16 protein-coding genes and 1 tRNA gene are annotated in these 13,029 nt (G+C 71.1%); 6 read left to right on the top strand and 11 right to left on the bottom strand.

The genetic code is table 11. The features are described 5' to 3' along the window. Positions 1-80 precede the first annotated feature (80 nt). Positions 81-269: a hypothetical protein gene (locus DEJ06_RS15540; protein WP_027466522.1), complete on the top strand. Its 189-nt coding sequence runs from the start codon at positions 81-83 to the stop codon at positions 267-269. 123 nt (positions 270-392) lie between these two features. On the opposite strand, the gene DEJ06_RS15535 is transcribed toward DEJ06_RS15540, so the two are convergent. Then, positions 393-1,556, bottom strand: coding sequence for a mechanosensitive ion channel family protein (locus DEJ06_RS15535; RefSeq protein WP_111039907.1), 1,164 nt, complete (start codon positions 1,554-1,556; stop codon positions 393-395). A gap of 138 nt (positions 1,557-1,694) precedes the next feature. Between DEJ06_RS15535 and DEJ06_RS15530 the strand changes: the two genes are divergently transcribed. After that, positions 1,695-3,227, top strand: a complete 1,533-nt coding sequence (locus tag DEJ06_RS15530; RefSeq protein ID WP_111039906.1) for an amino acid permease — start codon at positions 1,695-1,697, stop codon at positions 3,225-3,227. Positions 3,228-3,303: 76 nt separating this feature from the next. Further along, positions 3,304-3,603: a hypothetical protein gene (locus tag DEJ06_RS15525; protein ID WP_146245099.1), complete on the top strand. Its 300-nt coding sequence runs from the start codon at positions 3,304-3,306 to the stop codon at positions 3,601-3,603. 79 nt (positions 3,604-3,682) lie between these two features. On the opposite strand, the gene DEJ06_RS15520 is transcribed toward DEJ06_RS15525, so the two are convergent. From DEJ06_RS15520 to DEJ06_RS15490, 7 genes are all read right to left on the bottom strand, one after another. Next, the gene (locus DEJ06_RS15520) at positions 3,683-4,342 is read right to left on the bottom strand and encodes a PepSY domain-containing protein (protein ID WP_146245543.1); all 660 of its coding nucleotides are present in this window, start codon (positions 4,340-4,342) and stop codon (positions 3,683-3,685) included. A 49-nt stretch (positions 4,343-4,391) separates the two neighbouring features. After that, positions 4,392-5,789 carry a cell wall metabolism sensor histidine kinase WalK gene (locus DEJ06_RS15515; RefSeq protein WP_111039905.1) on the bottom strand — a complete coding sequence of 466 codons (1,398 nt, stop codon included), beginning with the start codon at positions 5,787-5,789 and terminating at the stop codon, positions 4,392-4,394. Further along, positions 5,782-6,459: a response regulator transcription factor gene (locus tag DEJ06_RS15510; RefSeq protein ID WP_111039904.1), complete on the bottom strand. Its 678-nt coding sequence runs from the start codon at positions 6,457-6,459 to the stop codon at positions 5,782-5,784. The genes DEJ06_RS15515 and DEJ06_RS15510 overlap by 8 nt, the downstream gene beginning before the upstream one ends. 157 nt (positions 6,460-6,616) lie before the next feature. Then, entirely contained in the window at positions 6,617-6,829 is a 213-nt protein-coding gene (locus DEJ06_RS15505; RefSeq protein ID WP_027466517.1) for an SCO4848 family membrane protein, read from the bottom strand. A 148-nt stretch (positions 6,830-6,977) separates the two neighbouring features. After that, positions 6,978-7,904 carry a hypothetical protein gene (locus DEJ06_RS15500; protein ID WP_111039903.1) on the bottom strand — a complete coding sequence of 309 codons (927 nt, stop codon included), beginning with the start codon at positions 7,902-7,904 and terminating at the stop codon, positions 6,978-6,980. Next, positions 7,901-8,362, bottom strand: a complete 462-nt coding sequence (locus tag DEJ06_RS15495) for an ImmA/IrrE family metallo-endopeptidase (protein ID WP_111024367.1) — start codon at positions 8,360-8,362, stop codon at positions 7,901-7,903. The genes DEJ06_RS15500 and DEJ06_RS15495 overlap by 4 nt, the downstream gene beginning before the upstream one ends. Then, positions 8,359-8,799: a hypothetical protein gene (locus tag DEJ06_RS15490; protein WP_051596928.1), complete on the bottom strand. Its 441-nt coding sequence runs from the start codon at positions 8,797-8,799 to the stop codon at positions 8,359-8,361. Before DEJ06_RS15490 ends, DEJ06_RS15495 begins: the two co-directional genes overlap by 4 nt. Positions 8,800-8,900: 101 nt before the next feature. On the opposite strand from DEJ06_RS15490, the gene DEJ06_RS15485 reads away from it, so the two are divergent. Continuing rightward, positions 8,901-9,551, top strand: a complete 651-nt coding sequence (locus DEJ06_RS15485) for a YigZ family protein (RefSeq protein ID WP_375537729.1) — start codon at positions 8,901-8,903, stop codon at positions 9,549-9,551. 105 nt (positions 9,552-9,656) lie between these two features. On the opposite strand, the gene DEJ06_RS15480 is transcribed toward DEJ06_RS15485, so the two are convergent. Next, positions 9,657-9,729 (bottom strand) — tRNA-Lys (locus DEJ06_RS15480). A gap of 95 nt (positions 9,730-9,824) precedes the next feature. On the opposite strand from DEJ06_RS15480, the gene bcp reads away from it, so the two are divergent. Continuing rightward, positions 9,825-10,295, top strand: coding sequence for a thioredoxin-dependent thiol peroxidase (gene bcp / locus DEJ06_RS15475; protein ID WP_027466512.1), 471 nt, complete (start codon positions 9,825-9,827; stop codon positions 10,293-10,295). Between the two features lie 79 nt (positions 10,296-10,374). On the opposite strand, the gene DEJ06_RS15470 is transcribed toward bcp, so the two are convergent. Further along, entirely contained in the window at positions 10,375-10,806 is a 432-nt protein-coding gene (locus tag DEJ06_RS15470; protein WP_084741237.1) for a hypothetical protein, read from the bottom strand. A gap of 261 nt (positions 10,807-11,067) precedes the next feature. Here DEJ06_RS15470 and DEJ06_RS15465 point away from each other — a divergent pair, with 261 nt between their 5' ends. Continuing rightward, positions 11,068-11,316 (top strand): WhiB family transcriptional regulator, encoded by a 249-nt coding sequence (locus tag DEJ06_RS15465; protein WP_017888820.1) that lies wholly within the window; start codon positions 11,068-11,070, stop codon positions 11,314-11,316. Positions 11,317-11,485: 169 nt separating this feature from the next. Here DEJ06_RS15465 and DEJ06_RS15460 read toward each other — a convergent pair whose 3' ends face one another. After that, positions 11,486-12,988 (bottom strand): sensor histidine kinase, encoded by a 1,503-nt coding sequence (locus DEJ06_RS15460; protein WP_111039902.1) that lies wholly within the window; start codon positions 12,986-12,988, stop codon positions 11,486-11,488. Positions 12,989-13,029 lie beyond the last annotated feature (41 nt).

The raw sequence follows: 13,029 nt of genomic DNA, 5'->3' as shown, positions 1-13,029 counted from the left end.
GCAGACACCGCGGCAGGGTGACCGGCGGCGCTCCAATGTACGGGCCGGTAGCGTTGTCAGCACGACGACAGGAGGCCTCTGTGCGCAAGTTCATGTTCAACGGTGCGGTGTGGAGTTCGCTCATCAGCGGCTACAGCGTGCTGCAGACCACCCGCCAGGGACCGCGTGACTGGCGGCTCGCGCTGACCTGGGTCGCGTGGCTCGCCACGACGATCGTGGCGATCGGCACGGTCGTCGAGGACGACCGCGCGGTCAAGGCGCGCCAGTAGCTCGAGACGCGGCAGGGGGTCGCGGACGCGACCGGACTGACGGACGGGAGGCCCGGTGCCAGCTGGCACCGGGCCTCCCGTCCGTCGTCCGTCCCGTGCACGGCACGCGGTCACGTCACCGGGTCAACGCTCGGACTCCGGGATGCCGGACGTCTGGATCGGTCCGGTGAAGAGCGCGCCGCGCTCGTCGTCACCGAACAGCTGCGAGTCCCCCTCTGCCGGGCGTCCGCGGCGGCGCGGTGCCGCCGCACCCGGCTCGGTGAGCTGCACCCGCTGGACCGGCAGGGCGTCCGGGTGGGTGCGCTGGATCCACTCGACCATCTCCTCGCGGACGTAGCAGCGGAGGTCGAACAGGCCTCCGGCGTCGGGTGCCGTCACGAGGATGCGGACCCGGACCAGTCCCCCGACGGCGTCCGTGACCTGGAGCACCTTGACCCGGCGGTCCCAGATCGTCGAGGTGTCGAGGATCCGGTCGAGCTCCGCCCGCATGTCGGCCGGGCTCACCCGCCAGTCGAGGTCGAACTCGACGGCACCGAGCAGTTCGCTGCCGGTCCGGGTCCAGTTCTCGAACGGCGTGCTCGTGAAGTACGTCGACGGCAGCACGAACCGACGGTCGTCCCACAGGTGCACGACGACGTAGGTCAGCGTGATCTCCTCGATCCGTCCCCACTGCTGCTCGACCACGACGACGTCGTCGACGCGGATCGACCCGGAGAACGCCAGCTGCATGCCGGCGAACACGTTGCCGAGCGTGGACTGCGCGGCGAGGCCCGCGACCACGGAGATGAGGCCGGCGCTGGCGAGCACGCTCGCGCCCGCGGCCTCGACCCCGTCGAAGGTCAGCAGGATCGCGCCGACCGCGATGATGACGAGCACGGCGACGGTGAGCCGCCGGATGATGAGCACCTGGGTGCGGATGCGACGCGCCTGCCGGTTGTCGGGCACGTCGATGCGGAAGCGGTGGAGCCCGAGGTCCTCGAGGAAGATCGCGACCTGGCACGCGAGCCAGCAACCGGTCGCGATCGTGACGATCAGGAAGGCGTGCGCGACCTCGTCGCGCCACGGGTAGGCGTCGGGGTTCCGCGGGATGCTCGACGTGAACGCGATCCAGAGCAGGACGACCAGCAGCACGGTGCGGAAGGGGTGCTTCGTCCGTCGCGAGAGCACGCCGGCCCAGCGTTCCCGGCGCGCGATCGCCCGGAGGACCAGGTGCAGGACGAGGGCGACGACGGCGGTGACGAGCAGGGCGAACCCGATCGCGACGAGGAGTCGGAGGAGGATGTCCATCCCTCCATGCAAGCAACGGACGACGGCCGTCGTTCAGGTTCGGGCCGCCGTCGGCTGTGCGGACGTTCAGTCGCTGCGGTTCGACCGAACCGGGTTTTGCGTGACGCCCCGGTCCGGTGCGCATGTAGGTTCTCTCGCATGACAGCGCAGAACGACACGGGTGGCAACCGAGCGCCGGCGAACGACTTCTCGCACGAGCAGGAGGGCTACCAGCACGGTCTGAAGCCCCGGCAACTGCAGATGATCGCGATCGGCGGCGCGATCGGCACCGGCCTCTTCCTCGGTGCCGGTGGACGCCTGCACACCGCGGGCCCCGCGCTCGCGCTGACCTACCTGGTCGCCGGGATCTTCGCCTTCTTCATCCTGCGGGCCCTGGGCGAGCTGGTGCTGCACCGCCCGTCCTCGGGGTCGTTCATCTCGTACGCCCGCGAGTTCTACGGCGAGAAGTTCGCGTACGCCGCCGGCTGGATGTACTTCCTGAACTGGGCGATGACCTCGATCGTGGACACCACCGCGGTCGCGATCTACCTGCAGTACTGGTCGGCCTTCACCGCGGCGCCGCAGTGGCTGCTGGCGCTGATCGCCCTGATCGTCGTCCTCGCGGCGAACATGGTCGCCGTGAAGGTGTTCGGCGAGCTCGAGTTCTGGTTCGCCCTGATCAAGGTCGCCGCGCTCGTGGCGTTCCTCGTCGTCGCGATCATCTGGCTCGTCTTCGCGTTCCCCGTCGAGGCCGGTGGCGAGGCCGTCCGGACCGGCTTCACGATCTGGGGCGACAACGGCGGGCTGTTCCCGAACGGGCTGCTCCCCGCGGTCATCGTGATCCAGGGTGTCGTCTTCGCCTACGCCGCGATCGAGCTCGTCGGCACGGCATCGGGTGAGACGCAGAACGCCGAGAAGGTCATCCCGCGCGCGATCAACTCCGTCGTCTTCCGCATCGCGGTCTTCTACGTCGGGTCGATCGTCCTGCTCTCCCTGCTGCTGCCGTACACGGCCTACAAGGAGGGCGAGAGCCCCTTCGTGACGTTCTTCTCGTCGCTCGGCAACCCGCACGTCGGCGCGATCGTCGGCGGCATCATGAACTTCGTCGTGCTCACCGCCGCCCTGTCGTCACTGAACGCCGGCCTGTACTCCACCGGACGCGCGCTCCACTCGATGGGCATGAACGGTTCGGCGCCGAAGTGGACCACGAAGATGTCGAAGGGCGGCGTCCCCTACGCCGGCATCCTGCTCACGGCGGCCTTCACCGTCGCGGGCGTCGTGCTGAACTACTTCGTCCCGAAGCAGGCGTTCGAGATCGCCCTGAACATCGCCAGCCTCGGCATCATCACCGCGTGGGGCACGATCATCCTGTGCCAGATGCGGCTGCGCCAGTGGGCCAAGCAAGGGCTCGCGAAGGAACCCTCGTTCAAGCTGCCCGGTGCTCCGGTCACCGCCTGGCTGACCCTGGCGTTCCTCGCCTCGGTCATCGTCCTGATGGCGATCGACTACCCCGTCGGCACGTACACCATCGCGTCCCTCGTCATCATCATCCCGCTGCTCGTCGTCGGCTGGTTCCTGCAGCGTGACCGCATCCTGCGCATCGCCGCCCTGCGCGAGGGCGTCACCGGCCCCTACCCGATCGGCGTCCGCGACCCCGCCGCCTCGGTGCGACGCGACGGCGACGGGAGCTAGCGCTCCGCTTGTCCCCGGAACGCAAGGCCCCAGCGCCGAACACGAGCGGTCCGGCACCCGTCGCTACCATCAGCGGGTGCCGGACCGCTCTCCTTCTCCCACCCTCGACCTGCAGCTCAGCTGGCGAGGTGCCTACGGACGCCTCCGGGTGTTCGCGGATCGTCTCGAGGCCGAGACCGACTACCAGCGCGAGACCCGCACCGTGGTGCCGATGGACGCGGTGCAGGGGTGGCGCCTCGGACCGTGCGACGAGGACGCCGTCTGCGTGGAGTTCCTCGCCGGACAGGACACCTACCGGGTGCTGCTCGACACCACGGACGAGCAGCTCGCTGCGCTGGCGATCCGGAAGGTGCTCGGCCCGCCGCTGGAGTCCTGAGGACGCCGGTGCCGGGCCCGGGCCCGGGCCGGGGCCCGCTGCCCCGTTGGCCGGGTGCCCGGGTGCCCGGGTGCCCGGCTCAGTCGTCGGTGTCGACGCGGTCGGTGACGACGTCACCGGAGCCGGCGTCGATGCGCACGCTGTGCTTGGTGCCGGACGAGTCGAGCACGTCGCCCTCCCAGACGACCGTGCCGACGTGGTCGTCGAGCCCGAGCTCGGTCACGGTCCCCGCGTGCAGGTCCTGGAAGGCGTCGACGGCCTGCTTGACGCTCAGGTCGGCGGCGGCGACGAAGCGCTCGTGCTCGGCCTTGTCGTCGGCGTCGGCGGCCTCGGTCTGCGGGGTGCCGGCGACCGTGGAACCGTCGGCGTTCGTGTGCACCTCGTGCTCGGTGCCGTCCTTCGTCACGACGAGGACCTCGTAGGCAGAGGCGCCCTGCTCCTGCTCGACCGAGATGACGGTGCCCGAGCCGACCTCACCGCGTGCGGTCGCGACGGCGGCGAGCAGGGCCTTGTTCGAGCCGGAGGACGCCGAGCCGGACGATGACGAGCCGGTGCCGGTGCCGGTGCCGGCCGAGTCCGTCGCCGACGAACCGACCGAGCCGGAGCCGGCCGAGCCGGTGTCGTCGTCGGAGTCGTCGCTGGCGCACCCGGTGAGTGCGAGCGCCGCGACGATCGGCAGGGCGGCGAACGCGGCGATGCGGCGGGCGGAGGGCTTCTGGTGCTGGGTACGGAAGTTCATGTGGACGAGCATCGCGTCGGGGTGCTGAAGCAGCCCTGAAGCCGCCTGTTCAGCCGCCGAGTGCGATGCGGACGACGAACCGCGCGCCGCCGAGCGGGGACGTGACCACGGTCGTGTCCCCGCCGTGCGCCCGTACGGCGTCGCGGACGATGGCGAGGCCGAGCCCCGCGCCGCCGGCGTCCCGGCTGCGGGCCTCGTCGAGACGGACGAACCGCTCGAAGACGCGCTCGCGCTCGTCCTCGGGGACGCCGGTGCCGTCGTCGTCGACCGTGAGCACCGCGGACCCGTCGTGCTCGGTGAGCGACACGGCGACGCGTGTGCTCGCGTGCCGGACGGCGTTGTCGACGAGGTTCCGGACCACCCCAGCCAACACGCGCTCGTCGCCGAGGACCCGCGCTGCCGAGATCGCCGAGCCGTCCACCCGCACCACCGGGGCGTCGCCGTGCCGCTCGGGCACGACACCCGCCGTCGACCGTGCCCGCGCGCGGGCCACCGCGTCGAGCGCGAGGTCGTCCAGGTCGACGGGGCGCCGCGTGCGGATCCCGCCCTCGTCGAGGCGGGAGAGCTCGAGCAGCCCGGTGACCAGGTCCTGCAGCCGCACCGCCTCGGACCGCACGACGTCGGCGAGGTCCGCCACCTCGGTCCGCTCCGGGTGCGCGACGGCGACCTCGGCGTGCTGCCGGATCGACGCGATCGGCGACCGGAGTTCGTGGGAGGCATCGGACACGAAGCGCCGCTGGCTCTCGGCGGAGCGTTCGAGGCGGTCGAGCATGGCGTTCATGGTGCTCGCGAGCCGGGCGACCTCGTCGCCGGTGTCCGGGACCTCCACCCGGGCGTCGGGACGGGCCGCCCGGATCGTCTCGACCTCGGTGCGCATCCGTTCCACCGGCCGCAGTGAGCGCCCGGTGACGGCCCAGGTGACCGCGACCAGCAGGAGCACCAGCACGGGCACCCCCACGGCGAGGAGCACGACGGCGGTGCGGACCGCGGTGTCGGCCTGGTCGAGCGTGGCGCCGTAGACGAGCGTCGCCTCACCGCCGCCGGGCAGGTCCACGTCGTCCGCCACGAGCAGCCAGCGTTCGCCGTCGTGCGTCCACCGGGACTCGTCGGTGGTCGGGAGGGCGTCCCCGTCGGCGTCCTCGCCGTGCGCCAGGACCACCCCGCCGTCGCCGATCACCTGCACCAGGACGTCCTCGTAGCCGGTCACTGCAGCCGCACCGTCCGCCTCGACCCGGGAGGACACCTGCTCGAGACCCGCCTCGGCGGAGGTCCGCACGCCGTCGAGCAGCACGAGCCGCAGCACGACGACGAAGGCGACGGCACCGATGACCAGGGCCGCGAGGACGACGGCACCGGCGCCGAGCGTGGTGCGGGCCCGGACCGACCGGGCGCGCCGTGGCCTGCTTCGTGCGGCTCCGCTCGCACCGGGCTTCGGCCGCTCAGCCACCGTCCGCCGCCAAGCGGTACCCGGCGCCACGGACCGTCTCGATCGCGGTGCGCCCGAACGGTCGGTCGAGCTTCCGGCGCAGGTGCCCGACGTACACCTCGACGATGTTCGGGTCGCCCTCGAAGTCGACGTCCCAGACGTTCTCGATGACGTCGCGCTTCGACCGGACCTGTCCCGGGTGCCGTGCGAGGTACTCGAGCACGGCGAACTCGCGGCTGGTCAGCTCGACAGGGGTGTCGCCGCGGACCACGGTGCGCGCCGCGGGGTCGACCACCAGGTCGCCGAGCGTCAGCACGGTGGGGCGCTCGCGGGCACCCCGTCGGACGAGCGCCCGCAACCGTGCGACGAGCACCGGGTGCGAGAACGGCTTGGTGACGTAGTCGTCGGCCCCCGCGTCGAGCGCCTCGACCTGGTCCCACTCGCCGTCCTTGGCCGTCAGCATGAGCACGGGGGTCCAGTCGCCGTCGGCGCGGAGCTGCGCGCACACGGCCCAGCCGCTCAGGCCGGGCATCATCAGGTCGAGCACGATCGCGTCGTAGCGGAACTCACGCGCGTGCCACAGACCGTCCACGCCGTCGTTCGCGACGTCGACCGCCCACCCCTCGGCCTCGAGGCCGCGGCGCACGCCGTCGGCGAGCCGGACCTCGTCGTCGACCACCAGCACACGCATGGGGTCGATCCTGCCGTGCCCCGCTGAAGCAGGGCTGAAGCGGCCCGCCAGCGCGGCTCGCGACGGTGCCCGGGGCGGACGGGAGGCCCGTGGCGGCGCCGCCACGGGCCTCCCGTCCGGCGGTGGTCCGGACCAGCGCCGCGCCGACCCGGCGGGCTCAGACCAGCAGCAGGATCCCGGCGATCACGGACGCGACGGCGATCGCGAGCGCGATGAGCAGGAGCACGAGGTGCACCGTGTAGAACGTCGTCGGCTTGCCTGCGGCGTCGCGGGCACGGGAGTCCTTCGCGACGCGCTGGAAGAAGCGCGGCCAGGTGACGACGTTGAAGACGGCGCCGATGAACAGGACGACTGCGGCGAAGACGAGCACGGGACGATCCTAGTGAACGTCGGCGACGACGATGCCGGGCGGGTGGTGCTCGGCCGCCCCCAACGCGGCCGAGTCCCGACCCGGCAGGCCACAGAATCTGTAGCACTTGCTACAGACTGTACACGGCCTGTTCGGCAGCGTCGAGGGACTACACGGTGTCGAGCGCGGCCTCGGCGTCGGCGAGGGCGGCACGCTCGGCGTCGGTCAGGGACGCCCGTGCACCCCGGACGCCGTCGTTGATCTCGACGATGCGGCGGCTGAGCCGGGTCGCGGGGTCGTCGGTCGGCGGGTAGGCGTTGTCCACGCCGATCCGTTCGTGCAGCGGTGCCAGGCGGCGGAGCGCATCGTCCACACGGCGGGCACGGCGGCGGCGGGAGATCCGGTGCCCGACGACGAGCAGGAGCATGCCGGACGCCACGCACAGCACGGCTCCCGGCGTGGTGACGTCGTAGGGCAGCGAGAGCGCGTGCGTGACGTCCAGGTCGCCGGCGACGTGGGCGACGTCCATCACGACGACCACGACCATGCGGACGACCCCGAGCACCCCGCCGAGGACCAGGACCCACAGCCCCACCAGGTCGGTGGTCGTCCGGGCTTCGCGCAGCCGGAGCACGCAGATGAACCCCGTCGCGCCGAGCGCCACTCCGAGGTAGACGGTCTGCGCGATCGAGTAGACGGTGGCAGCCGGGTGCGAGCCGGCGTCGAGCATGAAGGTCGTCGTGGTCGCGGGCTTGTCGAGCACGGTGAACGCGACGACGACCACCACGACGACCGCGGCGAAGGACACCACGACCGCGTTCCGGAGCCAGGGCCGCGCCGCGCCGACCGCCTTCGCCACGCCCCACAGCAGCGTGCTCGTGCCGGCCACCATGAGGCAGTCGCTGATGACGGTCACGACGTTGAACCCGCCGAGCAGCGGGTCGAGCCACCGGTACAGCGGGTCGACGTTCGTCACGATGGTGGCGGCGAAGAGCAGGAACGTGAACGCCAGGGTGCGGTCCTGCCCGCGTTGCAGGACCAACAGCACGATCGTCCCGACGATGAGCAGCACCGCCTGGACGACGGCGATGATCACCCGAAGACCCCGCGGAAGGCGCTCGGGCGGCCGCGGTGCTGGCGGATCACGGTGGCCAGGCGGTCGGCGAAGACCTCGGCCTCGTGCTCGTAGGTGTTCGAGAACAGCCCACGGGCGAGTGCCCGCTCGACCTTGTACTCGGGCAGGTCGGGGATGACGTCACGGATGTAGGCGCTCTGCGGGGCGTGCTCCTGGTGCCGGTGCAGGACGTGTCCGAGCTCGTGCCCGATCACGAACGACCGGAACGTCGGCGAGGTCGTCGGGGAGATCATCACGAGGTGCGCGTGCTCGAGGGTGGCCACGAAGCCGCACACGGGTTCGGCGGCCAGGAACGACTCCTCGCGCACCACGATCGGCTTGCCGACGACGTCAGCGGCGGCGGCGACGGCCTGGTCGACGTCCGACCACCCCTCGGCTGCACCACGAGCCCAGAACGCCTCGACGAGGGCGTCGGTCATGCGACGCTCCCCCGCTGCGATTCCTCCTCGAGCACCTCGGCGATGCGCCGCAGCGCGTCGGGTGAGAGCTCACCGGGGAAGGTCCGGGCCGCGAAGCCGCTCACGCGGGCGGACCGCAGGGACCGGACGAGGGCGAGCTGGGCACCGATCCGTTCCGGCACCTCGCTGTCCTCGAGCAGGAAGCGTTCGTCGACCTCGAAGTACCCGGCCAGCAGGCGCAGGAGCTCGGTGTCGCGGTTGCGGCGGCCGTCGCCGGAGAGCATGTAGGTCCACTTCGCCCGCGACAGCGACCCGCCGTGCGCCGCGACGTACTCCTCGATCGAGGAGAACGGCACCGGAGCACCACGCTGCGACTCCTCGAAGTCGAGGAGCAGGTTGAGGCGGCGCGCGAGCTCGGCGGCGTCGAGCGCCCCGCCCTTCAGATCACCCGTGTCCATCTCGGACTCCTCCCCAGCCGTGTCCGCGCGACCTGTGGGTCCGGCGCGTGGACGCCATGCTAGCGCGGGTGCCCGGCACGCGCGCCGCTACCCTCGTGGGCATGCCCCGCCGCTTCCCCGCCACCGTCGCGGCACCGGTCGAGCATGAGATCGTGATCACGAAGTCGCGGTTCATCACGACCGTCGCGCCGGTGTCCGGGGTCGAGGACGCCGACCGCGTGATCGCCGAGGTCCGCCGTCGGTACTGGGACGCCCGGCACAACTGCACGGCGATGGTCACCGGCGTGCTCGGCGACCAGGCCCGTTCCTCGGACGACGGGGAGCCCTCCGGCACCGCGGGCGTCCCGATGCTCGAGGTCCTGCGACGCCGCGGGCTGACCGACGTCGTCGCGGTCGTCACGCGGTACTTCGGCGGGGTCAAGCTCGGTGCCGGCGGACTGGTCCGGGCCTACTCGACCTCGGTGTCCGAGGCGCTCGACACGGCGGTCCTCGTCCGTCGCGAGGCCCTGACGCAGGTGCGCTTCGACGTCGACCACGCCGACGCCGGGCGGCTCGACAACGTGCTGCGCGACTGGGTCCGGCACCACCACGCGACGCTCGGCCCGACCGACTACGGGCAGGCGGCGACCTTCGAGGTGTGGGTCCCCCACGAGGCGCTCGGGGCCCTGACGGCCGACCTCGCCGCCGCGTCGGCCGGTTCGCTCGAACCCGTCATCGGCGAGGAGCGGATCGTCGACGTCCGCGCCGACTGAATTCGCAGTTCCTGCACACCTCGGGCGTGTCTCCGCGTCGGCGCAGGAACCTGCCGCGAACGCACGAACGCCCCGACTCGATGAGCCGGGGCGTTCGTCCTGCGGTGCACCCCCTCGGACTTGAACCGAGAACCCACTGATTAAGAGTCAGTTGCTCTGCCAATTGAGCTAGAGGTGCATGTTCCGACTTCCGTGCCGCAACGGGAATCAACAATAGCATGGGTTTCGCGCGCCCACGACCACTCGCGGGCGCACGACGCGAACAGGAGCACCATGACCGACCGTCTCGTCCCCGGCGACACCGCCCCCGACTTCACGCTGCCCGACCAGGACGGCGTCGAGCACTCCCTCGCTGCCCTCCGTGGCAAGAAGGTCATCGTGTACTTCTACCCGGCGGCGTCCACCCCGGGCTGCACCACCGAGGCCTGCGACTTCCGCGACAACATGTCCTCCCTGCAGGCAGCCGGCTACGAGGTCCTCGGCGTCTCGAAGGACGAGCAGGCGAAGCTCAAGACGTTCCAGCACGAGCAGGCGCTGACCTTCCCGCTGCTGAGCGACCCCGACCTCGCCGTGCACAAGGCCTACGCGGCCTGGGGCGAGAAGAACAACTACGGCAAGATCGTCACCGGCACGATCCGGTCCACGATCGTGGTCGACGAGGACGGCACCGTCCAGCTGCCGCTCTACAACGTCAAGGCCACCGGGCACGTGGCGAGCCTGCGGAAGAAGCTCGGCCTGGTCTGAGGGCCGGCCACGCACTGGAGGCCCGGTGCCGGTTCCGAGAACCGGCACCGGGCCTCCAGTGCGTGGCGGACCAGACCGTCTACTCGGCCGGACGCGCGAGCGCGGCCGTCACCGACCGCGACAGCACCAGCGTGATGCCGAGCAGGGCCGGGACGAGCAGCACCCAGCCGACCGCGGCGACCCGGAAGACGCCCTGGAACGCCCCGATCGCGATGGCGCCCTGCAGGACCTGCCAGACGATGATGCCGGAGCGCACCCACGCCCGGCCCTGCCACAGGCCGTTCAGCAGCGCACCGAGCCAGAGCGCAGCGATGGCGACGAGGACCGTGAGGGCGATGCCGGAGGCGATGCTCGTGGCCGGGGCGACGACCAGTTCGACGACCAGGACGACGGTCACGACCACCAGCGCGAGGAACTCGAGGCCGACCACGGCGAGCAGCCCCAGCATCGCCGGCGACCGGCGCGCGACGGGTGCGGAGGGTTCGGTGTCGTTCGGGGTGTCGTCGTGCACAGTGATCCTCCAGCATCGGAACCCTTGATTTGGCCCTACCAGTATGGAACGATATTGGAGGTCGTTTGGACGGCACGATGTGGTGTGCGTCTCCCGTGGTTCATCGCTCCTCCCCCGAGCGTCTCGCGGGCGTCAGACACGCTTCCTGCGGACTCCTCCCCACAGTTGTCCCCTCCATGCCGCATGCATGGTCAGCGGTCCGATCCCCCGAACCACGGCCCCGGCCTGCCGTTCGAGCATCGACATCAAGGAGCACCACACATGGACTGGCGTGACAAGGCTGCCTGCCTCACCGCAGACCCCGAGCTCTTCTTCCCCGTCGGGAACACCGGGCCCGCCGTCGACCAGATCGAGAAGGCCAAGTCGGTCTGTGCGCGTTGCACGGTCACCGAGATGTGCCTGCAGTACGCACTCGAGAACAACCAGGACTCGGGTGTCTGGGGTGGTCTCAGCGAGGACGAGCGTCGTGCGCTGAAGCGTCGCGCCGCCCGCGCTCGCCGCGCGTCCTGACCCCGGTCGTCTGACACCACGACGCCCGTCGTCCCCTCGGGGGCGGCGGGCGTCGTCGTGCGCGCGGGGCGGGTTCTGCAAAACACCGGTGTTCACGGATCGAACACCGGAACGCGGGTGTTCGACCGGTGAACACCGGTGTTTTGCGATCTCGAACCGCCGGGCGGCGTCAGGCGGCGGGGGCGGTCAGCCAGCGGAACGGGATGGTGATCGTCACCTCGGTGCCGCTGCCGGTCAGGGTGTGCCAGTCGATGGTGCCGCCGAGCTCGCCCTGGATGAGCGTGCGGACGATCTGCGTGCCGAGGCCCGAGCCGACCTTGCCCTCGGGGAGCCCCACGCCGTTGTCGCGGACCTCGATCTCCAGGTGGTCGTCGAAGCGGCGGGCGACGATCTCGACCTCGCCGTCACGGCCGTCCAGCCCGTGCTCGACGGCGTTCGTCACGAGCTCGGTGAGGCCGAGGGCGAGCGGCGTCGCAGCCTCCGACGGCAGCACCCCGAACTCGCCGGTCTTCTTCGGGTGCACCGTGGTGTTGTGCGACGCGGCGACCTCGGTCACGAGCTTGAGCACCGAGTCGAACACCTCGTCGAAGTCCACCGTCTGGCTGAGGCCGCTCGACAGGGTGTCGTGCACGACGGCGATGGCGGCGACGCGACGCATGGCGTTCTGCAGCGAGGTCCGCGCTTCGTCCGAGTGCGTGCGACGCGCCTGGATCCGCAGCAGGGACGCCACCGTCTGCAGGTTGTTCTTCACGCGGTGGTGGATCTCGCGGATCGTGGCGTCCTTGGTGATGAGCTCACGCTCTTGGTGCCGCAGCTCGGACACGTCGCGGCAGAGCACGATGGCACCGATGCGCTCACCGTGGTCGCGGAGCGGGATCGAGCGGAGCGACACCGTGACGCCCTTCGACTCGATGTCGGCCCGCCACGGTGCGCGACCGGTGACGACGAGCGGCAGGGACTCGTCGACGTCGAGCTGGGCGCCGATGAGCTCGGTGGTGACCTCGGCGAGGGACTTCCGCTCGAGCTCGCCCTCGAAGCCCATGCGGTTGAACGCGCTCAGGCCGTTCGGGCTCGCGAACGTGACGATGCCGGCGGTGTCGAGACGCAGCAGGCCGTCGCTGGCACGGGGCGCACCACGACGGGGGCCCGCCGGTGCACCGAGGTCGGGGAAGTCACCGGTGGCGATCATGCCGAACAGGTCGTTCGCGCTCGCGGTGAAGTTGAGTTCCTGACGGCTCGGGGTCCGCATCTCGTCCTGGTTGGAGTGCCGGGTGACGACGGCGATCGGCCGCTCGGTGGTCTCGGCGCTCTTCGGGCTCAGGCGGCGGAGCACCGGGATCGCGCGGACGCGGGTCGGGGTGTCCTCGTACCAGTCCGGCTCGGCGGAGTCGACGACCCGTGACCCGGCGAAGCTCTCGGTCACCTGGCCGCGCCACTCCTCGCGGATCTCCTGGCCGACGATGTCCCGGTAGAACAGCGTCGCCGCGGAGCTCGGCCGGGCGTGGGCGACGGCCACGAACGAGCCGTCCTCGGCGGTCGGGACCCAGAGCACCATGTCGGCGAAGGACAGGTCAGCGAGGAGCTGCCAGTCCCCCACGAGCAGGTGGAGCCACTCCACGTCTGCTTCCGAGGAACGGCCTTGCGCGAGGACGAGGTCACTGAGGGTCGACACCCAGCCAGTCTAGGTCCGCTGCCTTGTGGAGAACGTCGCCC

Origin of the sequence: Curtobacterium sp. MCLR17_051 (assembly GCF_003234395.1) — a bacterium.
GTDB classification, from domain to species: Bacteria; Actinomycetota; Actinomycetes; order Actinomycetales; family Microbacteriaceae; genus Curtobacterium; species Curtobacterium flaccumfaciens.
The sequence above is the reverse complement of the archived record's forward strand: the minus strand, read 5'-3'. Positions and strand labels throughout refer to the sequence as shown.

What these genes read in the sequence shown, in the direction of transcription:
- DEJ06_RS15535 (WP_111039907.1), bottom strand. Translation starts at nt 1,556, where the DNA reads ATGGACATCCTCCTCCGACTCCTCGTCGCGATCGGGTTCGCCCTGCTC.
- bcp (WP_027466512.1), top strand. Translation starts at nt 9,825, where the DNA reads ATGACCGACCGTCTCGTCCCCGGCGACACCGCCCCCGACTTCACGCTG.
- DEJ06_RS15530 (WP_111039906.1), top strand. Translation starts at nt 1,695, where the DNA reads ATGACAGCGCAGAACGACACGGGTGGCAACCGAGCGCCGGCGAACGAC.
- DEJ06_RS15485 (WP_375537729.1), top strand. Translation starts at nt 8,901, where the DNA reads ATGCCCCGCCGCTTCCCCGCCACCGTCGCGGCACCGGTCGAGCATGAG.
- DEJ06_RS15490 (WP_051596928.1), bottom strand. Translation starts at nt 8,799, where the DNA reads ATGGACACGGGTGATCTGAAGGGCGGGGCGCTCGACGCCGCCGAGCTC.
- DEJ06_RS15510 (WP_111039904.1), bottom strand. Translation starts at nt 6,459, where the DNA reads ATGCGTGTGCTGGTGGTCGACGACGAGGTCCGGCTCGCCGACGGCGTG.
- DEJ06_RS15520 (WP_146245543.1), bottom strand. Translation starts at nt 4,342, where the DNA reads ATGAACTTCCGTACCCAGCACCAGAAGCCCTCCGCCCGCCGCATCGCC.
- DEJ06_RS15495 (WP_111024367.1), bottom strand. Translation starts at nt 8,362, where the DNA reads ATGACCGACGCCCTCGTCGAGGCGTTCTGGGCTCGTGGTGCAGCCGAG.
- DEJ06_RS15465 (WP_017888820.1), top strand. Translation starts at nt 11,068, where the DNA reads ATGGACTGGCGTGACAAGGCTGCCTGCCTCACCGCAGACCCCGAGCTC.